Annotated in this window: 15 protein-coding genes; 10 read left to right on the top strand and 5 right to left on the bottom strand. The window is 66.7% G+C overall.

Annotated features, from left to right (window positions below; genetic code table 11):
- Positions 1-38: 38 nt before the first annotated feature.
- From BM113_RS00615 to BM113_RS00585, 7 genes are all read left to right on the top strand, one after another.
- Entirely contained in the window at positions 39-266 is a 228-nt protein-coding gene (locus BM113_RS00615) for a DNA-directed RNA polymerase subunit H (RefSeq protein WP_089784457.1), read from the top strand.
- Positions 267-1844 (top strand): DNA-directed RNA polymerase subunit B'', encoded by a 1578-nt coding sequence (locus tag BM113_RS00610; protein WP_089784455.1) that lies wholly within the window; start codon positions 267-269, stop codon positions 1842-1844.
- A gap of 3 nt (positions 1845-1847) precedes the next feature.
- Positions 1848-3677 carry a DNA-directed RNA polymerase subunit B gene (rpoB, locus tag BM113_RS00605; RefSeq protein ID WP_089784453.1) on the top strand — a complete coding sequence of 610 codons (1830 nt, stop codon included), beginning with the start codon at positions 1848-1850 and terminating at the stop codon, positions 3675-3677.
- Positions 3678-3685: 8 nt separating this feature from the next.
- Positions 3686-6610, top strand: a complete 2925-nt coding sequence (locus BM113_RS00600; protein ID WP_089784452.1) for a DNA-directed RNA polymerase subunit A' — start codon at positions 3686-3688, stop codon at positions 6608-6610.
- A complete protein-coding gene (gene rpoA2, locus BM113_RS00595; protein ID WP_089784449.1) occupies positions 6603-7817 on the top strand; it encodes a DNA-directed RNA polymerase subunit A'' in 1215 nt (404 codons plus the stop codon). The genes BM113_RS00600 and rpoA2 overlap by 8 nt, the downstream gene beginning before the upstream one ends.
- Before the next feature lie 3 nt (positions 7818-7820).
- Complete coding sequence (locus BM113_RS00590) at positions 7821-8333, top strand: NusA-like transcription termination signal-binding factor (RefSeq protein ID WP_089784447.1); 513 nt, start codon at positions 7821-7823, stop codon at positions 8331-8333.
- A 95-nt stretch (positions 8334-8428) separates the two neighbouring features.
- Entirely contained in the window at positions 8429-9616 is a 1188-nt protein-coding gene (locus BM113_RS00585; protein WP_089784445.1) for an alpha-hydroxy-acid oxidizing protein, read from the top strand.
- 66 nt (positions 9617-9682) lie between these two features.
- On the opposite strand, the gene BM113_RS00580 is transcribed toward BM113_RS00585, so the two are convergent.
- From BM113_RS00580 to BM113_RS00565, 4 genes are all read right to left on the bottom strand, one after another.
- The gene (locus tag BM113_RS00580; protein ID WP_089784443.1) at positions 9683-10627 is read right to left on the bottom strand and encodes a TorD/DmsD family molecular chaperone; all 945 of its coding nucleotides are present in this window, start codon (positions 10625-10627) and stop codon (positions 9683-9685) included.
- Between the two features lie 2 nt (positions 10628-10629).
- Positions 10630-11835 carry a 4Fe-4S dicluster domain-containing protein gene (locus tag BM113_RS00575; protein ID WP_089784441.1) on the bottom strand — a complete coding sequence of 402 codons (1206 nt, stop codon included), beginning with the start codon at positions 11833-11835 and terminating at the stop codon, positions 10630-10632.
- 6 nt (positions 11836-11841) lie between these two features.
- Positions 11842-15384 carry a molybdopterin-dependent oxidoreductase gene (locus BM113_RS00570; RefSeq protein WP_089784439.1) on the bottom strand — a complete coding sequence of 1181 codons (3543 nt, stop codon included), beginning with the start codon at positions 15382-15384 and terminating at the stop codon, positions 11842-11844.
- 243 nt (positions 15385-15627) lie between these two features.
- Positions 15628-16833, bottom strand: a complete 1206-nt coding sequence (locus BM113_RS00565) for a P-loop NTPase (protein ID WP_089784437.1) — start codon at positions 16831-16833, stop codon at positions 15628-15630.
- Positions 16834-17081: 248 nt separating this feature from the next.
- Here BM113_RS00565 and BM113_RS00560 point away from each other — a divergent pair, with 248 nt between their 5' ends.
- The 3 genes from BM113_RS00560 (at position 17082) to BM113_RS00550 (ending at position 21287) form a co-directional block, all read left to right on the top strand.
- The gene (locus tag BM113_RS00560; RefSeq protein WP_006671958.1) at positions 17082-17510 is read left to right on the top strand and encodes a 30S ribosomal protein S12; all 429 of its coding nucleotides are present in this window, start codon (positions 17082-17084) and stop codon (positions 17508-17510) included.
- A gap of 2 nt (positions 17511-17512) precedes the next feature.
- The gene (locus BM113_RS00555) at positions 17513-18121 is read left to right on the top strand and encodes a 30S ribosomal protein S7 (RefSeq protein WP_007142111.1); all 609 of its coding nucleotides are present in this window, start codon (positions 17513-17515) and stop codon (positions 18119-18121) included.
- Positions 18122-18395: 274 nt separating this feature from the next.
- Positions 18396-21287, top strand: a complete 2892-nt coding sequence (locus BM113_RS00550) for an FIST N-terminal domain-containing protein (protein ID WP_089784436.1) — start codon at positions 18396-18398, stop codon at positions 21285-21287.
- A gap of 106 nt (positions 21288-21393) precedes the next feature.
- Here BM113_RS00550 and BM113_RS00545 read toward each other — a convergent pair whose 3' ends face one another.
- Complete coding sequence (locus tag BM113_RS00545; RefSeq protein ID WP_089784434.1) at positions 21394-22146, bottom strand: DUF5781 family protein; 753 nt, start codon at positions 22144-22146, stop codon at positions 21394-21396.
- Between the last annotated feature and the right edge of the window lie 110 nt (positions 22147-22256).

Below are 22256 nucleotides of genomic sequence, written 5' to 3'. Positions count from 1 at the left end.
CTCCCGATAGCCCACACGCACACCCACACCCACTCAACATGGTAGACGTAAGCCAACACGAACTCGTGCCGGAGCACACCGTCCTCGAGGAGGACGAACTCGAGGAGGTGCTCTCCGAGTACGACATCGACCGTACAGACTTACCGAAGATCAAGCGCAACGACCCCGCGCTCCCCGACGAGGCGGAGGTCGGGAACGTCGTCAAGATCGTTCGGGACTCACGAACAACCGATCAGGCAGTCGTATATCGACTCGTGGTGGAATAAATGGCAATGGAACTCAACCGCGAAAAACGACGGGACATCTCGCGCGAATATTTCTCGAGGGAACGGCTCGCAGAACACCACTTCCGCTCCTTCAACGCCTTCCTCAACCGGGGGATGCAGGAGGTCGTCGACGAGAAAGAGACGATCGACACGGACATCGGCGACAAGGAAGGCGAGGAACCGGTCCACGTCGAACTCGGTGACGTTCGCGTCGTCACGCCCCGCGTTCGGGAGGCCGACGGCTCCGAGGAACTGCTCTACCCGCAGGAGGCCCGCCTCCGGAACATCACCTACTCCGCGCCGGTCTTCATGGAGATGTCCATCGTCAAAGGCGAGGAGGGCGACGAGCGCGTCGTCGACTCGACGGAGACGAAGATCGGCCGGATGCCGATCATGGTCGGCTCCGACAAGTGTAACATCGCCGGCTTTAGCGACGAGGAACTGATCGAGATCGGCGAGGACCCCGCCGACCCCGGTGGCTACTTCATCGTCAACGGCTCCGAGCGCGTCCTGATGACCAGCGAGGACCTCGCACCGAACAAGATCCTCGCCGAGTACGACACGAAGTACGGCGACGAGATCCAGGTCGCAAAGACCTTCTCGCAGCGTCGCGGGTACCGGGCGCTGGTGCTGTGTGAGCGAACGCGGGACGGCCTGCTCGAGGTCTCGTTCCCGTCGGTCTCCGGCTCTATCAACTTCGTCACCCTCGTGCGTGCGCTGGGCCTCGAGAGCGACGAAGAGATCGTCCACAAGGTATCGAACGACCCCGAGGTCGTCAAGTACATGCTCGAGAACCTGGAGGAAGCGGAGGTCCAGACCGAGGAAGAAGCCATCGAGGCACTCGGGAAACGCGTCGCCTCCGGCCAGGGCAAGAACTACCAGCTCAAACGAGCCAACTACGTCATCGACCGGTATCTCCTGCCACACCTCCACGAGGACGGCGTCGACGAGGAGGACGTCCGGATCAACAAGGCCCACTACCTCTGTCGGATGGCCGAGGCCTGTTTCGAACTCGCGCTGGGCCGGCGCGAGGCCGACGACAAGGACCACTACGCCAACAAACGGCTCAAGGTCTCCGGCGACCTGATGAAGGACCTGTTCCGGACCGCGCTGAACAAGCTCGCCCGGGACGTCAAATACCAGCTCGAGCGCGCCAACATGCGCAACCGGAACCTCTCCGTGTCGACCGTCGTCCGCTCGGACGTCCTCACGGAGCGACTCGAGCACCCGATCGCGACGGGCAACTGGGTCGGCGGCCGCTCGGGCGTCTCCCAGCTGGTCGACCGGACCGACTTCATGGGTGTTCTCTCGCACCTGCGGCGACTGCGCTCGCCGCTCTCGCGGTCCCAGCCCCACTTCGAGGCGCGGGACCTGCACGCGACCCAGTGGGGTCGCATCTGTCCCTCCGAGACGCCGGAGGGGCCGAACTGTGGTCTGGTGAAGAACTTCGCCCAGGCGATGGAGCTCTCCCAGAACATCGAAGACGAACAGGCGCTCAAGCGCGAACTCGCCTCGATGGGTGTCGAGGGCATTCCGGGAATCGAAGGGATCGAACGATCGACGCCGGCAGACGACTAAACAATGAGCAGTCAACAACGAGAAGCCAAGGTATACGTCAACGGGTCGCTGGTGGGGACGCATCCGAACCCCCACGAGCTCGCAGAACAGATCCGCGAAGCGCGCCGCATCGGCGACGTCAGCGAGATGGTCAACGTCTCCGTCAAAGAGCGCACGCGGGAAGTCATCATCAACGCCGACGCCGGCCGCGCCCGACGCCCCCTGCTGGTCGTCGAGGACGGCGAACCGCGCATCTCCGACGAGGAGATCGAAGCGCTCCGGAACGGTGACCTCGAGTTCGAGGACCTCGTCGACCACGGCTACGTCGAGTTCATCGACGCCGAAGAGGAAGAGGACATCCTCGTCGCCGTCGACGAGGACGACCTCAGCGAGGACCACACGCACCTCGAGATCGACCCGCAGCTGATCTTCGGGATCGGTGCGGGCATGATCCCCTACCCCGAGCACAACGCCAGCCCGCGCATTACGATGGGTGCGGGGATGATCAAGCAGTCGCTGGGGCTGCCGTCGGCGAACTACCGCATTCGCCCGGACACGCGCCAGCACCTCCTGCACTACCCGCAGCTCTCGATGGTCAAGACCCAGACCACCGAGCAGATCGGCTTCGACGACCGCCCTGCAGCCCAGAACTTCGTCGTCGCCGTGATGAGCTACGAAGGGTTCAACATCGAGGACGCGCTGGTCATGAACAAGGCCAGCGTCGAACGCGCGCTCGCCCGTTCGCACTTCTTCCGGACCTACGAGGGCGAGGAACGTCGCTATCCGGGCGGCCAGGAGGACCGCTTCGAGATTCCCTCCCAGGACGTCCGTGGTGCCCGCGGCGAAGAGGCGTACGCGCACTTAGACGAGGACGGCCTCGTCAACCCCGAGACGACGGTCGACGAGAACTCCGTCCTGCTCGGGAAGACCTCCCCGCCGCGCTTTTTGGAGGAACCCGACGACATGGGCGGGCTCTCGCCCCAGAAGCGCCGTGAAACGAGCGTGACGATGCGCTCCGGGGAGAGCGGAGTCGTCGACACCGTCACGCTGATGGAAGGCGAGGACGGCTCGAAGCTCTCGAAGGTCTCCGTGCGCGACGAACGGATCCCCGAACTCGGGGACAAGTTCGCCTCCCGACACGGCCAGAAGGGGGTCGTCGGCCACCTCGCGCCCCAGGAGGACATGCCCTTTACCGAGGACGGCGTCGTGCCGGACCTCGTCCTGAACCCCCACGCCTTGCCCTCGCGGATGACCGTCGGGCACATCCTCGAGATGATCGGCGGCAAACTCGGCTCGCTCGAGGGCCGGCGCGTCGACGGGACGCCGTTCCTCGGCGAGGACGAGTCCGAACTCCGCGAAGGCCTCGAGGAAGCCGGTTTCGAATCCTCGGGCAAGGAGACGATGTACTCGGGCATCACGGGCGAGAAGATCGAGGCCGAGATCTTCGTGGGCGTGATCTTCTACCAGAAGCTCTACCACATGGTCTCGAACAAGCTGCACGCCCGCTCGCGCGGTCCCGTGCAGGTGCTCACCCGCCAGCCCACCGAGGGTCGCGCCCGCGAGGGCGGGCTCCGTATCGGGGAGATGGAACGGGACGTGTTCATCGGCCACGGCGCGGCCATGACGCTGAAGGAACGACTGCTCGACGAGTCCGACCGCGAGTACATCCCCATCTGTGGCCAGTGTGGGATGAGCGCGGTCGAGAACGTCGAACAGCGCCGTGTCTACTGTCCGAACTGTGACGAGGAGACGGACATCCACGAGATCGAGATGAGCTACGCGTTCAAGCTCCTCTTGGACGAGATGAAGGCGCTGGGTATCGCACCGCGACTGGAACTGGAGGACGCCGTCTAACGTCAACAATGCGAAACAGCACACCAAAAGACATCGGATCGATCAACTTCGGGCTCATGGAGCCCGAGGAGTACCGGGAGATGAGCGCGACGAAGATCATCACCGCGGACACCTACGACGACGACGGCTTCCCCATCGACATGGGGCTGATGGACCCGCGGCTGGGCGTCATCGACCCCGGACTCGAGTGCAAGACCTGCGGGAAGCACTCGGGGTCGTGTAACGGCCACTTCGGCCACATCGAACTGGCTGCGCCGGTCATCCACGTCGGCTTTACGAAGCTCATCCGGCGGCTGCTGCGTGGCACCTGTCGGGAGTGTTCCCGGCTGCTGTTGACCGAGGACGAGAAGGCGGAGTTCCACGGCCAGATCGACGAGGCACAGAAGCTCGGCCGCGACCTGAACGACGTCACGAAGGCCGCGATCCGCCAGGCCCGGAAGAAGGATCGCTGTCCCCACTGTGGCGAGATCCAGTACGATATCGACCACGAGAAGCCCACCACCTACTACGAGGTCCAGCAGGTGCTGACCAGCGAGTACTCCCAGCGCATCGCCGGCGCGATGCAGGGTGGCGAGGACGGCGAGCGGATGTCCCCCGACGAACTGGCCGAGGAGACCGACATCGAACTCAGCCGGATCAACGAGATCCTCTCGGGATCGTTCCGGCCCCGCGAGAGCCAGCGCAAGGCCATCGAGAAGGCCCTGGACATCGACCTCACCGAGGAGGACACGAACAAGCTGATGCCCTCCGACATCCGGGACTGGTTCGAGGCGATCCCGGACGAGGACATCGAAGTGCTCGGTATCGACCCCGAGCGCTCGCGTCCGGAGTGGATGATCCTCACCGTCCTCCCGGTTCCGCCGGTCACCGCGCGGCCGTCGATTACGCTGGACAACGGCCAGCGCAGCGAGGACGACCTCACCCACAAGCTGGTCGACATCATCCGGATCAACCAGCGGTTCATGGAGAACCGCGAGGCCGGTGCCCCGCAACTCATCATCGAGGACCTCTGGGAACTGCTCCAGTACCACGTGACGACGTTCATGGACAACGAGATCTCGGGCACGCCGCCGGCGCGACACCGCTCCGGCCGGCCGCTGAAGACCCTCTCCCAGCGGCTCAAGGGGAAGGAAGGTCGCTTCCGCGGCTCGCTGTCCGGGAAGCGCGTGAACTTCTCCGCCCGTACCGTCATCTCCCCGGACCCGACCCTCTCGCTGAACGAGGTCGGCGTCCCGGACCGCGTCGCCAAGGAGATGACCCAGACGATGAACGTCACCGAGCGGAACTTAGAGAAGGCCCGCCGGTTCGTCTCCAACGGGCCCGAGGGGCATCCGGGCGCGAACTACGTCCGCCGCCCCGACGGTCGCCGGCTGAAGGTGACCGAGAAGAACTGCGAACAGCTCGCGGAGAAAGTCGAACCCGGCTGGGAAGTCAACCGGCACCTCATCGACGGCGACATCGTCATCTTCAACCGCCAGCCGTCGCTGCACCGGATGTCGATCATGGCCCACGAGGTCGTGGTCATGCCGTACAAGACGTTCCGGCTCAACACCGTCGTCTGTCCGCCGTACAACGCCGACTTCGACGGCGACGAGATGAACATGCACGCGCTGCAAAACGAGGAGGCCCGCGCCGAGGCCCGCGTCCTCATGCGCGTGCAGGAACAGATCCTCTCGCCGCGGTTCGGCGAGAACATCATCGGGGCCATCCAGGACCACATCTCGGGCACCTACCTGCTGACCCACAACAACCCGCGGTTCAACGAAACGCAGGCGCTCGACCTCCTGCGTGCGACCCGGATCGACGAACTGCCGGAACCCAGCGGCATCGACGACGAGGGCGAACCGTTCTGGACCGGGTACGACGTCTTCTCCGAACTCCTGCCCGACGACCTGAACCTCGAGTTCACCGGCACCGTCGGCGAGAAGGTCGTCATCGAGGACGGCCAGCTCCTCGAGGGGACCATCGCCGAGGACGAGGTCGGCGAGTTCGGCGGCGAGATCGTCGACACGATCACGAAGATCTACGGCAAGACCCGCGCCCGGATCTTCATCAACGAGGTCGCGTCGCTTGCGATGCGCTCGATCATGCACTTCGGGTTCTCGATCGGGATCGACGACGAGACGATCCCGGAGGAGGCCCAGGCACGCATCGACGAGACGATCGACGACGCCTACGATCGCGTCGAGGAACTCATCGAGGCCTACGAACGGGGCGAACTCGAGTCCCTGCCCGGCCGAACGATCGACGAGACCCTCGAGATGAAGATCATGCAGACGCTCTCGCGGGCCCGTGACAACGCCGGGAACATCGCGGACGAGCACTTCACCAGCGAGAACCCGGCGGTCGTCATGGCCGAGTCCGGGGCCCGTGGGTCGATGCTGAACCTGACCCAGATGGCCGGCTGTGTCGGCCAGCAGGCGGTCCGGGGCGAACGCATCAACCGCGGGTACGAGAACCGGACGCTCAGCCACTACCAGGAGAACGACCTCTCCGCCGAGGCCCACGGCTTCGTCGAGAACTCCTACACCAGCGGGCTGACCCCGCGGGAGTTCTTCTTCCACGCGATGGGTGGCCGCGAGGGCCTGGTCGACACCGCAGTCCGAACGTCGAAGTCCGGGTACCTGCAGCGCCGCCTGATCAACGCGCTGTCGGAACTCGAGACCCAGTACGACGGCACGGTCCGGGACACTTCGGACACGATCGTCCAGTTCGAGTTCGGCGAGGACGGCACCTCGCCGGTCAAGGTCTCCTCGGGCGACGAGAACGAGATCGACGTCGCCAACATCGCGGATCGGGTCCTCGACTCCGAGTTCGAGTCCGAACAGGAGAAACAGGAGTTCCTCGGCCGTCGCCCGCGGCCGACGAACCTCTCCGAGCACGCGGACGATCGTCTCTCCGTCGAGAGCACGGAGGTGAGCTCCGATGACTGAAGTCGATTACGACGTCTCCGACGACATGATCGCGGTCGTCGAGGACACCAATCTCCCGCGACGACTCAAGGACGACGTCTACGAGGAACTCGAGGGTCGCCCGGACGCGACCGTCGAGGACGCCGACGAGCTGGCGAAGGCCGTCGAGACCCGGTACGTCGATACGCGCGTCGATCCGCTCGACCCGGTCGGGACCGTCTCGGCCCAGTCGATCGGCGAACCGGGGACGCAGCTGACGATGAACACGTTCCACTACGCGGGGGTCGCGGAGATCGACGTGACCCAGGGGCTGCCGCGGCTGATCGAACTGGTCGACGCCCGGAAGACCCCGGACACGCCGATGATGACCGTCCACCTCGAGGACGAGTATGCCACCGAACGCGAGCGGGCCCACGAGGTCGTCTGGAACATCGAGGCGACGAAGATCCTCGCGCTGGGTGACGTCTCGACGAACGTCGCGGACATGCGCGTCCAGATCTCGCTGAACCGCGACACCTTAGAGGAGCGGATGATCACGCCCGAGGAGGTCGCCGAGATCATCGAGGACGAACTCGGCGTGAGCACGGTCCAGCAGGGCACCGAGATCCAGTTCGGTCCCGAGGAACCGTCGTACCGGGACCTGCTGCAGCTCGTCGAGGAACTGCGCGACATCACGTTCAAGGGGATCGAGGACATCTCCCGAGTCGTCATCCGCCGCGAGGAGATGGACGACGGCAGCGAGGAGTTCGTCCTCTACACCGAGGGGTCGGCCTTCGGCGACGTCCTCGAGATCGAGGGGGTCGACGCCTCCCGCACCACGTGTAACAACATCCACGAGATCCGTCGCAACCTCGGCATCGAGGCCGCCCGCGAGGCCATCATCGAGGAGACGAACAACACGCTGGCCGAGCAGGGCCTGGACGACGTCAACGTTCGCCACCTGATGCTGGTCGCGGACATCATGACCAACCGTGGCGAGATCGAGTCGATCGGTCGCCACGGCATCTCGGGTTCGAAGGAGTCCGTGCTGGCCCGCGCCGCGTTCGAGGTCACGGTCAACCACCTGCTCAACGCCGCGATCCACGGCGAGATCGACGACCTAGACGGCGTCACGGAGAACGTCATCGTCGGGAAACCGATCAAGCTCGGCACCGGCGACGTCGACCTCCGGATGGGATCGATCGGCTCCGGCTCCTCCGGAGGCGGAAGCGGGAGCCAGGCTGACTGATCGATGGGCGTCACCCTCGACGACGACGCCCGGCAGTACCTCGCCGCGTTCGAGGACGAAACCGGCGTCGACGGTCGGGACTGTATCGTCACCGGTGGCGACGATTTCGACCTCGAGCGTGGCCGCACGCGCGGGTACGGCGGCTCGAGTGCTGGCGGTTCCGACCCCGACCCCGATCCCGACCTCGAGAAACGCCTCCTGATCGTCGTCGCGACCGGCCGCATGGGCGAGGCGATCGGCCCGAACGGCCGCACGATCCGGCGGTTCGAGGACCGGGTCGGAATGCCGGTTCGGCTCGTCGAAGGGGCCGACGACCCCGAGACGTTCGTCGCGAACGCGCTCGCGCCGGCGGCCGTCTACAACGTGACGATCAGCGAGAATCAGGACACGGTCGCCTACGTCGAGGTCGCACAGGAGGATCGGGGCGTCGCGATCGGTTCGCACGGCCGAACGATCGAGGCGGCCCGTCGCCTCGCGGACCGGCACTTCGGGATCGACGACGTGCAACTCCTCTGAGACGGCGGCCGTCGTGGTTGCCGCCACGACCGCCCTGTCCGATCGTGGTAACCGGCCCCAAACCTATTTTCCGGCGGCTTTCGAACCCCGCCCATATGTCCGACGGGAACGAGTACGGGCGCGAACGACTGGTCGACGTCTACACCCAGGGAATGCTCGCCGACCGGCGGCCGACGCTGCCGCCGCGCTTCGAGGACCTCGAGGCTGCAGCCGAGGAAACCCTCGAGCCCGAGGCGTTCGCGTACGTCGCGGGGAGTGCAGGCGCGGAACGGACCGAGCGGGAGAACCGCGAGGCGTTTTCGCGGTGGCGGATCGTCCCCCGAATGCTGCGAGACGTCGCGGACCGTGACCTCTCGGTGGAGTTGTTCGGCCAGCGCTACCCCGCGCCGGTCGGGCTCGCGCCGATCGGGGTCCAGTCGATCCTCCACGAAGAGGGCGAACTCGCGTCGGCGCGGGCGGCCGCCGACCTCGGGCTCCCGTTCGTCGCGAGTTCGGCCGCGACGGAGCCGATGGAGGAGGTGGCCGAGGCGGTCGGCGACGGGCCGGCCTGGTTCCAGCTGTACTGGAGTTCGAACCGCGACCTGACCCGGAGTTTCGTCGAGCGCGCCGAGGCGGCGGGGTACGGGGCCTTGGTCGTCACCGTCGATACGCCCGTCATCAGCTGGCGGGAACGCGACGTCGAGCAGGCGTACCTCCCCTTCCTCGACGCGGAGGGGGTCGGCAACTACTTCACCGATCCCGTCTTCGAGGAACTGGTCGGGGGCGACCCCGCGGAGAACGAAGACGCCGCAGTCATGCAGTTCGTCGACGTCTTCGGCGACGCCTCGCTGACCTGGGACGACCTCGAGTGGCTCGCCGGCCTGACCGACCTGCCGATCCTCGTGAAGGGGATCGTCCACCACGAAGACGCCGTCCTGGCGCTCGAGTCGGGGGCGGACGGGGTGATCGTCTCGAACCACGGCGGCCGCCAGGTCGACAACGCCCTCCCGGCGATCGAGGCGCTGCCGCGGGTGGTCGACGCCCTCGAGCGGGAGGGGTACGGCGACGCGCCGGTCCTGTTCGACAGCGGGATCCGTCGGGGCGCGGACGCGGTCGTCGCGCTCGCGCTGGGCGCCGAGATGGTGTTTCTCGGCCGGCCCTACGCGTACGGGCTCGCGATCGACGGCGAGGACGGCGTCGGAGCGGTCTGTCGGAACTTCCTCGCGGACCTCGATCTGACGATGGGGCTTTCGGGACGCGAGTCGGTCGCGGAACTGGACCCGTCGCTGCTGGTCGAGCGGTAGGCGATCGTCGAGTCCACGGCGATCGAACGCGGGACGACTGAAAAACGACCGGGGGTCGTCGCCGGGCTAGCCGTCCCCGCCGACGTCGGGGTCGAAGTCGGAGCCGCGATCGGCGTCGGCCGCGGGATCGACGTCCGGCACGGGGCCGGGCTCGAGGTCGCCCGGGCCGCCGGCGTCGACGCCGCAGCCGCCACAGCCACGGCCCGTGTCGCCGAAGACGTCCTCGTTCCACTCCGTGACCTCGGGGTCGTCAGGTACCCAGTCGGGATCGAGGTCGAGGCGATCGACCTCGAGTTCGACCAGCGCCGCGAGCAGTTCCGCGAGCGCGGCGTAGAACCCGGAGTCGCCGTCGTCGTGGTCGCCGACCTCGTCCGCGAACCGCCAGTACCACCGGCCGAGGTGGTCCTCGAGGAAGGATCGGCGCGCGTCCACGACGACCTCGATGCCCTCGTCGTCGCCGTCCATCCGGAGCGCCGCCTCGCGGTGGCTGAGGTGGCTCAAAAACTCCGTCAGGAAGCAGACGTGGTCGCCGCGGTCGGTCTGGCCCTCGTCGATCGACAGGCCGAACGCCTCGTAGAAGCCGCTGATGTCGGCGAGCCGCCGGACGTTGGTCATCAGCGGTCCCGGCAGGTAGGTCAGTTCGTAGGGGGAGACGGTCACCCCCTCCTCGACGCCGAACAGGGACGCCCACTGGCCGTGCAGCGCCTGGTGGTCGGCCCCCTCGAGCGCGTCGGCGACGGCCGCCGCCGCGTCCGCGACGTCCTCGTCGATCGCCGCGGCCGACTCCCGCAGGTCCTCGCGGTAGGCCCCGTCCTCGCGGGCGGCCGCGAAGTCGTCGCCGGGACGGTCGAACCCCAGCGAGAGCAGCGAGTACAGCCGGCTGCGGTGGACCGCGGTCTCGAGGTCCCCGGGCGGATCGATCGACTCCGGTTCGGGTTCGGGTTCCGGCGTCGGTTCCTCGGTCTCGCCGGCCGCGCTCGGCGGGCCGCCGAGGATGGTGTTGTCGGTCATGGTTACGTGATGTCCAGCCGGTAGACCTCTTCGTCCTCGTCGTAGCGGTCCCGTTCGGCGGTGGGCTCGGTGATCGGCACGCGACCGACCTCGTCGCCCTCGTAGTAGCCGACCGCCTCGTCGCCGTCGATCTCGAAGGCGGTGATCGACCACTCGGTCGACCCCATCAGCTTGAACAGCCCCTCGAGTTCGGGTTCGTCGCCGTCGCGCATCGCGCGATAGGTGTCGATGGCGTCGTCGACTCCCGGCCCGAACATCTGGGTGAGATAGTCCGTCGGGGCCGTGATCGGCGGCACGTAGTAGACGTTCGGCTCGAGCCCGAACTGCGGGTACAGCGGCTTCGCGAGTTCCTTCTGGTGGACGACGAAGTCGAGCGGGTTCGTCGGCTCCTCCATCGGGTCGGAGTCGTCGGCTTCCTCTGGCGGGTTGATGTAGCCGTGCAGGCGGATCTTCCCCAGGCAGTTCTCGAAACACTGCGGGGCCTTCCCTTCCTCCGTCTTGGTGTAGCAGCCGATACACTTCTGGGAGATGCTCTCGGCCGGGTTGTAGATCGCCTTCTTGTAGGGACAGGCCTCGTTACACTGCTGGAACGCCTGGCAGGACTCCTCGTCGATGAGGACCACGCCGTCCTCCTCGCGCTTGTAGATCGCCGGGACGGGACAGGAGCCGGCACAGGCGGCGTACGTACAGTGGTTGCAGATCCGCGGGAGGTAGAAGAACCACACGGGGTGGGTCTCCTCGTCGAAGTGGCTGATCGACTCCATCGTGTCGCCCGCGATCTCGTCCTCGCCGAGGTTCGGGTACCGCATGTCGTCGGCGTCGGGCAGGAACCCGGCGACGTCGTCGCGCGCCTGCATGGTTTCCTGGGGGTGGTTCTCGGGGTCGTCCCAGTCGACGTCCTCGGCCTCGAAGATGGTGTCACCCTCGTAGGTGCCGTCGTCACCCCACTCCCCGGCACCCATATCGTCGAGGGTGCGCTGGTCCCATCCGACCGGATGGGAGCCGTAGGGTTTGGTCTCGACGTTGTTCCAGAACATGTGCTCCTGCCCCTCCTCGTGAGTCCACGTGGTCTTGCAGGCGAGCGTACACGTCTGGCACGCGATACACTTGTTCAGGTCGAAGACGGCCGCCCACTGGTCGTCGGGACGCGCTCCCTCGTAGGGGTACTCCACTTCGCGGCCGAGCTGCCAGTTTTCTACTTTCGGCATCTGTTATCACTCCGTTGAGGTGAATTCGCCGTCGAGATACTGCTCCATCACGTCGTCCTCGTAGCCGGGGCGCAGGCCCATCTCGGCGGGTCGCCAGAGGCCTTCGCCGTCCTCCCCGGCGTCGCCTTCCTTCTCGAACTTGACGAACGATTCGCGGGGCGCGCCGTTGGCACAGTGGACGTCCGGGGCGAACCCCTTGCCGATGGACTGGCCCATCAGCCCCTTGCGGTTCATCTCGTCGGTCAGGATGGTCGGCCGGAGCCACGAGCGGGTCATGCTCTGGTGGCCGCCGCGCCGGTAGAGCGAGACGTAGTCCGTCTCTTCGTTTTTCGCCATCCCCTCGCGGTCCGGCGTCGCCTCCGCCGTGGCGTGGCTGGTCTGGTTGAGGTTGAACCAGCTACGAGTCACGTTGCGGGGCATCGCCGGCTGGTACCGCACGCGCATCAGCGCGCGCGTGTACTCCTCGGGGTCGCCGTCCGCGCTCGGGTAGGGACGGTCGCTCGGGTCGGGGTCGACCCAGACGTAGTCGCCGTCCTCGAAGCCCTCCTCGCGGGCGTCCTCGGGGTTCATCTCGACGAACCCCTCGCCGAAGTACGGCTTGCGCTCGTCCTCGCGGTCGCGGTCCCCGAAGGGGCCCCACCAGACCGCGATGTTCGGCAGGGCGTTACAGAACGTGTGCGCCCCATGGCGGTACTTCGGCGTCATGTAGGAGTACTTGAAGCCCGGGTCGACGTCCTGCAGCGGGTGGTTCGACTCGAGCAGTTCGTCGGTGCTCAACACCTCGTTGCGCACCTGGCGGGCGTCGGGGTCGTCGACCTTGTCGTCGTCCCAGCCCAGGTCCTCGGGCGTCTCGGGGTCGATCAGCGGGTGGTCGCTGTCGTCGACGATGACGTTCGGCTTGTAGACCGTGCCGTCGATGGCCTCCCGGTGAACCGGGAGGTTCTCGCCGACCTCGGACCAGGTCTCCTCCTCGCGGAAGAACTCGAGACGACCCGTGCGCGTGTACCACGGCTCGTCGTCCTCGATCTGTCGAGTACCGACCTTCGAGGGATAGGTCGACCCCATCATCAGCGCGGGTTCGCCACGCCGGGACCGCTCGAGCAGGTCCTCGACGTCGTACCCCTTCGTCATGTTGGAGTTGTCGAGGATGCGCTGGAGGTACGGCTTGGCCCGGTACTCGTCCTCGTCGATGAACTCCCACATCTGCTCGAAGCGGGGTTCGTCGAACTCCTCGGCCAGTTTCTCGGCGACGCCCTTGTAGACCTGGCAGTCGTGGCGCGTGTCGTAGATGCGATCCAGGTCGGCCTCGGGGAACACCATCAGGAACGGGTTCGTGACCGAGGCGGTGACGTCGTGGATCTTCTGCTCGGCCCACGAGTCGACGGGGAAGACGATATCGCTGTACTCGCAGGTCATCGTCCACCACCACTCGTTGCAGAAGAACGCCTCGATCATCCCCTCGCGGAGCATGTCCTCGATGATCTTGTACGACCCCTTGGCGTTCCCGAGGATGGAGTTCGACCCGGCGACCCAGAACGACTTCGAGGGCGTGTTCATGTGGGTGTCGCCCATGTGGTACTCCCCGTCGATCTTCAGCGGCTTGTCGAGGTTGGAGTAGAAGTGCATCGACTCCATCGTGATCCGCGGATCGACGGTGGAGTCGGCCTCGGGGTCGAGTTCGGGGTCGAACGGGTCCTCGAGGTGGTAGTGGGGGATCCCGTTGAGCATGGCCGCGCGGTAGTTCCCCGCGTAGCTGCCGAGGTTGCCGCTGTGGGTCCCGATGTTGCTGGTCAGCGAGGCCAGCAGGAAGGCGGCGCGGTCTTTCAGGTCGCCGTTGAAGTACTGGTTGGGGCCCATCCCGGTGAGGATGAGCGTCTCCTCCTTGTTGTCGGCGAACTCCTCGGCGAGGCTCTCGACGGCCTCGGGTTCGGTCCCCGTGACGTCGGCCGTCGACTCGGCGTCCCAGGTTTCCTCGAGGTACTCCGAGACCAGGTCGAAGACGGGACGGACCTCGACGGTCTCGCCGTCGGCGAGTTCGAGTTCCCAGCTCCCCTCGAGGGCGGCCTCGACGTCGAACTCGTCGCCGACCTCCTCGCGGTTGACCGGCGTGACGCCGCCGGCCTCCGCGTCGTAGACTACGAAGTCGTCCCAGTCCTCGCGCTGTTCGGGCGTGATCCACTGCTCGTCGGTGTCGACGGTCGTCGGGGCCGGGTGTTCGTCGGCCGGGGCGACCCGCGTCTTCTCGAGGTCCGCGGGGTCGTAGTCGTCGAAGACGTCGCTCGCCCGGAGGTGTTCGCCCGTGTCCATCCGGACCAGCAGCGGGAGGTCCGTGTTCGACCGGACGAACTCCTCGTCGTACTCGTCGTTGGCGATGAGCTGCTGGGAGATTCCGAGGAACAGCGCCGTGTCGGTGGCCGGGCGGATGATGACCAGTTCGTCGCACTTCGAGGCCGTGGCGTTGTAGTCGGTGTAGATGCCCGTGACCTTGGCCCCCTGCATCTTGGCCTCGGTCAGCCAGTGGGAGTCGGCCATCTTCGTACAGGTCCAGTTCATCCCGGCCATCACGATGTGGTCGGCGTACTCGACGTTCGCCAGGTCGAAGTCGACCGTCTGCTGGCCGGTCACCATCGGATGGCCCGGCGGCAGGTCGGTGTGGAACGAGTAGTTGTCCCCGCCGACGGCACCCAGCGCGTCGTCCTCGCTGACGCCGCGGACGTGGTGGTCCAAAAGCGCCATCGAGTTGGCAAACCGGTACTCGCCGAAGAGACCGAGCGTGCTCAGCATCGGCATCCCGCCGCGGAACTTCATGGTGCGGGTGCCGACCCCCTGCATCTCCTCGACGACGCGTTCGTCGTAGCCCTGCTCTAGGAGCATCTCCTGGGCCTCCTCGCCGGAGTAGTGGTCGGCGATCTCGACGAACGCCGCCGCGGCGTACTCGTAGGCTTCGTCCCAGGATGCCTCGTACCAGCTATCCTCGCCGCGCTGTGCGTACTCCTCGGGCATCGAACCGTCCTCGTCGCGCGGGAAGCCCTCGTCGACCCAGTCTTTGAACCCCTGTCGGATCATCGGCGAGGTCACGCGACGCTCCCCGTAGAACCGCTCGACCATCGACAGGCCCTTCTGACAGACCCGCGGGTCCCAGCGGTCCGAGGCCTGGTTGCCGTACAGGTCCTCGGCGTCGCCGTAGTTCATCGACGGGCCGAGCCTGGTGATGACGCCGTTCTTGACGTTCGCCTCGAGGTAGCAGTTGTGGGTGTCGTTGGGGCGACACGCCAGGTAGTAGGTGTCGTCGACGTCCCAGACGTCGCGGTAGTGGTCCTCCCACTCGCGATTCGGATACTCCGCGAGCGGGTTGGAAAAGGCCGTCTCTCCGTCTCCGGGCTCTTCGTCAGCCTGCCCGTCGTCGAACAGTCGAGAACAGCCCGCGAAGCCGGCGATACCGGCTGCACCGGCGCCACCCAGGAGTTCCCGACGTGAGATCGATGCTCCGCCGTCCGTTCGAACCTCGTCGAGCGATCGACGGTCGTGATCGTGCTCGCTGTCAGTCATGCTGGCACCACCTCCGCCGCCGCGCTCGCATCGGTTTCGAAACGACGCTCGCGCCCGATGGCCGATGGCCAGTGCCACCGCTTCTGTTCGAGCGGCATACGTGAGGCCAGCACAGCGAGATCATAAGTCGGGGTAGACAGTTCCTGCCGTGTGAGAAGTCCGCGAAGATGTTCGATCGGTTGTTTAAGTGTCGGGTCGGCACGAACGCCGCCCGCGGAAAACGCGCGAACGACCGGTCGGCCGCTACGCTCGAGTCAGTTCGAGCAGCCCGCCGGTGGTACTCAGCCCCTTCCGTTCGGTCCCGGCGAGCAGGTCCGGGGCGTCCGAGCGGATCGTCTCGCGGACCTCCGTGGGGTCCTCGACGACCGCGCTGACGGTGTCGCCGTCCCCGGCCGCCGCCAGTTCGTCGCTCAACTGCCGTGCCTGGCTGGCCGGCGGTAGCCCCCGGAGGTCGAGCGCCCCCTCGGGGACGGCCTCGAGGACGTCGTCGACGAACGACTCGACGCTGTCGGCGAGGTCGTCGACCGCCTCGGGGGCCTCCTCGCCGCCGGGGTTCGACTGGAGGTCCCGGTCGAACGGGAGTTCGTGAACCGCCGGCACCGCCAGATCGACGGGATCCTCGAACAGCCGGTTGCGCTCCCCGCAGCACTCGCAGTCGAACCCGTTCATGTTCACGACCGCGGCGACCGGCGCGACCCCGTTCTCCTCGAACAGGTCGACGGTCCGGTGGGTGTCGTCGACGCTCGCGTCGAACGGCGTCGTCACGAAGACCGCGCCGTCGACCGGGACGTGTTCCAGGGCCGCGCCGACGACGTCGTCCGTGCCCGCGGGCATATCAATGATAAGTACGTCCCGCTCGTCCCAGGCACCCTGGCCCAGCAGGTTCTCGACCGCGCCGTAGGCGATCGCGCCACGGCGGGCGGTCGGCGCGTCGCCGCCGACCACGCCCGGGCTGAGCACCTGCAGGCCGTCGTCGGTCTCGAGGGGCACCGGCTGGCCGCTCCCGTTTGTCAACACCGGCCCCTCGACGTCCTCGAGCAGGTGGGGAACGTTCGGCCCGTAGATGTCGGCGTCGAAGAGCCCGACGTCGAGTCCCCGGGCCGCGAGGGTCCGTGCGAGGGCGACCGCGACCGTCGTCTTGCCGACCCCGCCTTTCGCGCTCGCGACCGCGAGGACGTGATCGACCGTCGGCAGGTCGACGTCCTTGTCGGGGTCCCGGAGCGGCTGGATCCGGACGTGATCGGCCTCCGGCATCGCGAGCGCCGCCCCACGGATCTGCTCGACGATCCGTTCCGCGAGGTCGTCGCCGAGTCCGTCGATCGCGACCTCGACCGTCACCGTGCCGTCGTTTGCCCGTATCCGGCGAACGATCCCCTTCGAAACGGGATCGCTCCCGTCGGGTAGCTCGATGGACCGGAACGGGTCGACGGCGTCTGAGCTCCCTGTCATTGCCCAGACGTAGCACACGGAGGGGGTAAAAGCCGTATGCGGTTCCCGCCGGGTGAAAACACCGGCCGATATCGCCGTACTCGTTCGGGAACCTCTCGGCGGCCGAGGCGCGCTACGGCACGCTCCGTCGGTAACTCTCGAGGACGAAACGCCGTCAGATCCCGCGAGCGGGGTACCTCGCGCGCTCTCGAGGCGTAACGCCGATTCGAAACGGGTTGCTTAAGTGCCTCCGTCGGATATCGACGCGCATGGCAAACGGCAAGTACGCCGCGCGCAAGCTCAAGAAGGACCGCCAGGAGCAGCGGTGGTCCGACTCGGACTACGCGCGCCGCGCCCGTGGGCTTCGCGAGAAGTCCGACCCCCTCGAGGGCGCTCCGCAGGGTCGAGGCATCGTACTGGAAAAGGTCGGCATCGAAGCAAAGCAGCCCAACTCGGCGATCCGAAAGTGCGTCCGGGTCCAGCTGATCAAGAACGGGAAACAGGTCACCGCGTTCTGTCCCGGTGACGGTGCGATCTCGTTCATCGACGAGCACGACGAAGTCACCATCGCCGGTATCGGTGGGGCGAAGGGTCGTGCGATGGGCGACCTCTCCGGTGTCAACTACAAGGTCGACAAGGTCAACGGCGTCGCGCTGAAGGAACTCGTTCGCGGAAACGCGGAGAAGCCGGTGCGATAACCATGTCGGCGGAAGACCAACCCGATCCGGACGCCCCTGCTGGGGGCGCGGACGTGTCGGCGAAGCTGTTCGGCGAGTGGGAGATCGGCGAGATCGAGTACGGTGACCCCTCGACCGAGCGCTACATCACGGTGACGCCCGTCGCCCATACGGCCGGCCGTCACGCCAGCAAGCAGTTCAAAAAGTCCCAGATCTCCATCGTCGAGCGGTTCATCAACCGACTGATGCAGACGGAGGAGAACACGGGCAAGAAGCAAAAGACGCTCAACTACGTCCGTGACGCGTTCGACATCATCCACGAGCGTACCGAGGAGAACCCGGTGCAGGTGCTCGTGACCGCCGTCGAGAACGCCGCTCCCCGGGAGGAGACCGTTCGCCTGAAATACGGCGGTATTTCGGTCCCGAAGGCAGTCGACGTCGCCCCGCAGCGCCGGGTCGACCAGGCCCTGAAGTTCCTGGCCGAAGGTGTCCACAGCGACTCGTTCAAGACGACGACGCCCGTCGAGGAGGCCATCGCCAGCCAGCTCATCGGCGCGGCCAACTACGACGTCCAGACCTACGCGGTCAGCCAAAAAGAAGAGAAAGAGCGCGTCGCGGCGGCTGCCCGCTAACGACGGTCACACCGACGGCCGACCGTCGCGCGGTCGATCGTTCTCTTTCCGTTTTTTTGCGCCCGCATCCGTAGCGCCCGCTCCGATTCTCCACCCGGCACACCGTGTCCCCCATCCCGCAACCACGGCAGCGACTCGAGTACCGGAAAAGTGGGCGGAAATTCCAACCACGGAAGCGTTTCTTCCCGACGTCCCCAGCCCGTCGGCCGGTCGAATGTACGCCGCTCGAGTTTTTATCACGACATTCTTGTACGCTGGATATCATGGTGGTCGCATGGAGTGGGTATTCGGCTCGTCGTCAGCAGCGTCCGCGTTCCGGTTCGGAGTACTATCGGTCGGCATCGCAGCCGCGGTCGTCGGCGCCGGGTTCCTGGCCGGATTGCCGGGCCTGCTTGGCGGCGGTGCGCTGATCGTCGTCGTCGGAACGGTGCTTGGCCACTGGTCGAGCAGTCATATCGATAGCACGCTCGAGCGGATCGAGACCGAAGCGAGGCCCGGCGACGCCGAGGCCGTCGGTTACGAGTTCGACGCGATGAACGACGCCACGGACTTGGGCGACGCCCTCGAGTCGACGCTCAAGGAGAACCGCAGGCTCCGCGAACGGACGAGCGAGCTCGAGGAAGAAATCGACAGTCTCGAGGCCCGAAACGAACGGATCGAGGCACAGGCAGCCGATCTCGAGGAAGCGATGGGGCTGTGTGCGGCCGGGCGGCTCGCCCACCGGATCGAACCCGACGAGGACGCGCCGCTTGACGTCGCCGAGGAGTTCAACGCGATGATGGACGAACTCGAGGGGACGATCCGCCAGCTCAAGGACTTCGTGGCGCTGGTGGTCACCTCGAGCGACGAACTGCTGGCGGGCACGGACGAGGTGACCGCGGCGAGTACGGAGATCAGCGACGACATCCAGGAGATCGCCGACGGCTCCTCGGTCCAGTCCGAGCGCCTCGAGGCAGTCAACGCCGAGATGGACGTCCTCTCGTCGAACATCGAGGAGATCGCGAGCCGCTCGGAACGCGTCGCATCGCTCTCGGCCGAGACCGTCGAGACCGGCCACAAGGGAAGGGAAGCGGCGCGGACGGCCATCGACGGCCTCGAGGAGATCGAGACGGGGTCGGCCGAGGCCGTCGAGGCGATCGAGACGCTCAACGAAGACGTCGAGGCGATCGACGAACTGGTCGAACTGATCGCCGACATCGCCCACCAGACGAACATGCTGGCGTTGAACGCCAACATCGAGGCCTCCCGCGGGAGTGGCGGGGACGACGGCGAAGGGTTCGCGGTCGTCGCCTCGGAGGTCAAAGACCTCGCGAGCGAGGTCCAGTCGGCCGCCGAACGGATCGAGACTCGCCTCGAGCGGATCCAGGAACGGACCGCGTCGGCGACGCAGACGGTCACCGAGACCGAGGCGATGATCGCGGACCACACCGACTCGGTCGAGCACGCGCTGGCCGCACTCGAGGAGATCGCCGAGTACGCCGAGGGGACCAACGACGGGGTCCAGGAGATCCACGCGGCCGCCGACCAGCAGGCCGAGTCGACCCAGCAGGTCGTCGCACTGGTCGACGAGACGGCGACGATCAGTGAACGGACGTCGGGGCTGGCCGCGAACGTCGCCGCCTCGGCCGAAGAACAGACGTCCGCGCTCTCGAGCGTCTCGGACGGCGCGGCCGAACTCGCGGAGAATGCGGCGTGGCTCCGGGACACGCTCGATATGTACAAGGCGCGCGCGGAGGTGCCGGGCCACGAGCGGACGCTTCCGGACTCCGAGGACGGCGACGCCGCGGCCGCGGCCGCAGCCGCGGATGCGGACGTGGCCACGGCGACGGCGGCGTCGACCGCCGGCGACGAACGCGAGGCCGACGGTGAACCGGCCGCTCGGGACGGGAACGCCGACGCGGCCGGGGAAACGGCGTTCGAGTTCACCGACGTCGACGACGACGGCTTGTCGACCCAGTTCGCAAGCGGCGTCGCCGACGGCGACGACGGGTTCACGGTCGGGAAGGAAGCCGCGACACGGGCGGCCGAAGGCCTCGAGACCGACGGCCGCGTCGACTTCGGGCAGGTGTTCTGTTCGCCGGAGTACGACTACGAGGCCGTACTCTCCGGGATCCGGTCGGTCGTCGGGGACGACGTCGAGTTGATCGGTTCCTCGTCGTCGGGCGAGTTCACCGAGGGGACCAGTACCGAGGGGAGCGTGACCGTCGCGCTCGTGGCCAGCGACTCGATCCGGTTTTTCAGCGGCATCGGCACCGACCTCTCGGCGGGCGTCGCGGCCGCGGTCAACGAGGCCGTCGACGGGCTTCCGGCCTCGGTCGAGGGATACCCCCACCGGTCGGCGATCGTCCTCCACGACGGGCTGGCGGGCGTCGGCGACCAGGTCGCGGTCGCGACCCAGCGCAACCTGGGCCGCGACGTGAGCTTCGTCGGCGGTTCGGCCGGGGACGACCTGGCGATGGACGCGACTCACGTCTTCCGGAACGACACGGTCGCCTCCGACGCCGTCGTCGTCGGTATGCTGGCGTCGACGGAGCCGGTGACGATCAGCGTCGATCACGGCCACTCGCCGATCTCCGAGCCACTGACGGTGACGAACTCGGAAGGCGGGCGCGTCCTCGAGCTCGACGGGAAACCGGCCTTCGAGGCCTGGCGCGAGGTCGTCGAACCGTACCTCGCCGAGCGCGGCCGCGAGGTCGACGTCGAGGGCCTCGAGGACGGCAGCCTCGAGTTGCTCGGGCTGTTGACCGAGTTCGAGTTCGGTATCGAGGAGGGCCGGGGAGCCAGCGACGACGGCTACAAGATCCGCTGGCCGGGACTCTCTCTGACGACGGCGGGGTACCTCGACTTCCCCGTCGGCGTCCCGGAGGGAACCGAGTTGCGCGTGATGCACAGCCCCAAACCAGAACAGATCGAATCCGCGCGAGACACCGCCCGCGAAGCCGTCGAAAACACAGGCTCGAGCGGGGTCGCCGGCGGGTTCGTCTACGACTGTGCCTGCCGATCGATCATCCTCGAGGACGAGTTCGGCGAGGCCGTCGACGCGATGGCCGACGAACTCGAGGTCCCCTTCACCGGAATAGAAACCTACGGCGAACTCTGTATGGAACGCGGACAGTTGAGCGGTTTCCACAACACGACGTCGGTCGTCATGTTGCTGCCGGAGTGACGGCTGCTACGGATTGCTGTAGGATTTCCCGGCGCAACCGCCGCCCGGGTCGCGGTTGCGCCGGAACTGACGGACAGTAAACCGTATGGGAGAGGAAATCGGCGTGTCAGTCCGCCGCGAGGCGTTCGCCCCCCACGTAGTCCCTGGTCGCGTCGACGAGTTCCTGCCGGTACCCGCTCGAGTCGGGGTCGCGCGCGAGTTCCCGGAACCGCTGCTTGAACCCCTCGAAGTCGACCCCAGGTGCGTCCATCGCCGCGACGCGCGCGAGGTCGTACAGTCGGTGGGTCTCGTCGGCGAGATCGTGTCGTTCCGCGAGCGCCAGCGCGAACGCCGCGTTGACGGCCGTGATCTCCGGATCGGCGCTCGCCGAGAGTCGAAGGCCCTGTCTCGAGGGGGTGTCCGGTCGGTCCGCGACGGCCGTCGCGAGGCTGGACTCGAGGAAGGCAAGCAGTTTCTCGCCGGGGCCGACCGAGAGCGTGATGTCGTCGGCGTAGATGTCTTTCATGTGGTTGGCGATCTGGCGGCAGTGGGCGAGTTTCCGCCGTTCGACGCTCTTTCCGGCCAGCGCGAGGAAGAGCACCTCCTCGATCGACTGGGTGTGGGAAGGGTGTTCCTGCTCGTATCTGGCCATGTGGGAGAACTCGTGCAAGGCGAGTTCCCGGGCCATCGCACTCGAGGCGGCCTGTCTCGAGATATTGAGGACGTGGCGGTCTTCGTAGTGGCCCGCCCACGTTCGTTCGTCGGGGTCGTCCCGGAGGTGGACGTGAACGGGGAGCGAGAGATCGTGTTCGGTCTCGAAGAGGTCGCGGGCGCTGAGAAACGGTGACGTCGGGCCCGGCCCCTGAACGCGGAGGTCCATGCGTACCTATACCAATAGCCGTCCAACCATGTCTCTTACGCCCGGTTGCGCAGGCCGCGAGACGACGGCCGGCGTGCGAGAGGGGCCGAGACCGGCGACGACGGCTGCGG

It is taken from the genome of Natronobacterium haloterrestre, assembly GCF_900112205.1.
GTDB lineage: Archaea > Halobacteriota > Halobacteria > Halobacteriales > Natrialbaceae > Natronobacterium > Natronobacterium haloterrestre.
The sequence above is the reverse complement of the archived record's forward strand: the minus strand, read 5'-3'. Positions and strand labels throughout refer to the sequence as shown.

What these genes read in the sequence shown, in the direction of transcription:
- BM113_RS00615 (WP_089784457.1), top strand. Translation starts at nt 39, where the DNA reads ATGGTAGACGTAAGCCAACACGAACTCGTGCCGGAGCACACCGTCCTC.
- BM113_RS00610 (WP_089784455.1), top strand. Translation starts at nt 267, where the DNA reads ATGGCAATGGAACTCAACCGCGAAAAACGACGGGACATCTCGCGCGAA.
- rpoB (WP_089784453.1), top strand. Translation starts at nt 1,848, where the DNA reads ATGAGCAGTCAACAACGAGAAGCCAAGGTATACGTCAACGGGTCGCTG.
- BM113_RS00600 (WP_089784452.1), top strand. Translation starts at nt 3,686, where the DNA reads ATGCGAAACAGCACACCAAAAGACATCGGATCGATCAACTTCGGGCTC.
- rpoA2 (WP_089784449.1), top strand. Translation starts at nt 6,603, where the DNA reads ATGACTGAAGTCGATTACGACGTCTCCGACGACATGATCGCGGTCGTC.
- BM113_RS00590 (WP_089784447.1), top strand. Translation starts at nt 7,821, where the DNA reads ATGGGCGTCACCCTCGACGACGACGCCCGGCAGTACCTCGCCGCGTTC.
- BM113_RS00585 (WP_089784445.1), top strand. Translation starts at nt 8,429, where the DNA reads ATGTCCGACGGGAACGAGTACGGGCGCGAACGACTGGTCGACGTCTAC.
- BM113_RS00580 (WP_089784443.1), bottom strand. Translation starts at nt 10,627, where the DNA reads ATGACCGACAACACCATCCTCGGCGGCCCGCCGAGCGCGGCCGGCGAG.
- BM113_RS00575 (WP_089784441.1), bottom strand. Translation starts at nt 11,835, where the DNA reads ATGCCGAAAGTAGAAAACTGGCAGCTCGGCCGCGAAGTGGAGTACCCC.
- BM113_RS00570 (WP_089784439.1), bottom strand. Translation starts at nt 15,384, where the DNA reads ATGACTGACAGCGAGCACGATCACGACCGTCGATCGCTCGACGAGGTT.
- BM113_RS00565 (WP_089784437.1), bottom strand. Translation starts at nt 16,833, where the DNA reads ATGACAGGGAGCTCAGACGCCGTCGACCCGTTCCGGTCCATCGAGCTA.
- BM113_RS00560 (WP_006671958.1), top strand. Translation starts at nt 17,082, where the DNA reads ATGGCAAACGGCAAGTACGCCGCGCGCAAGCTCAAGAAGGACCGCCAG.
- BM113_RS00555 (WP_007142111.1), top strand. Translation starts at nt 17,513, where the DNA reads ATGTCGGCGGAAGACCAACCCGATCCGGACGCCCCTGCTGGGGGCGCG.
- BM113_RS00550 (WP_089784436.1), top strand. Translation starts at nt 18,396, where the DNA reads ATGGAGTGGGTATTCGGCTCGTCGTCAGCAGCGTCCGCGTTCCGGTTC.
- BM113_RS00545 (WP_089784434.1), bottom strand. Translation starts at nt 22,146, where the DNA reads ATGGACCTCCGCGTTCAGGGGCCGGGCCCGACGTCACCGTTTCTCAGC.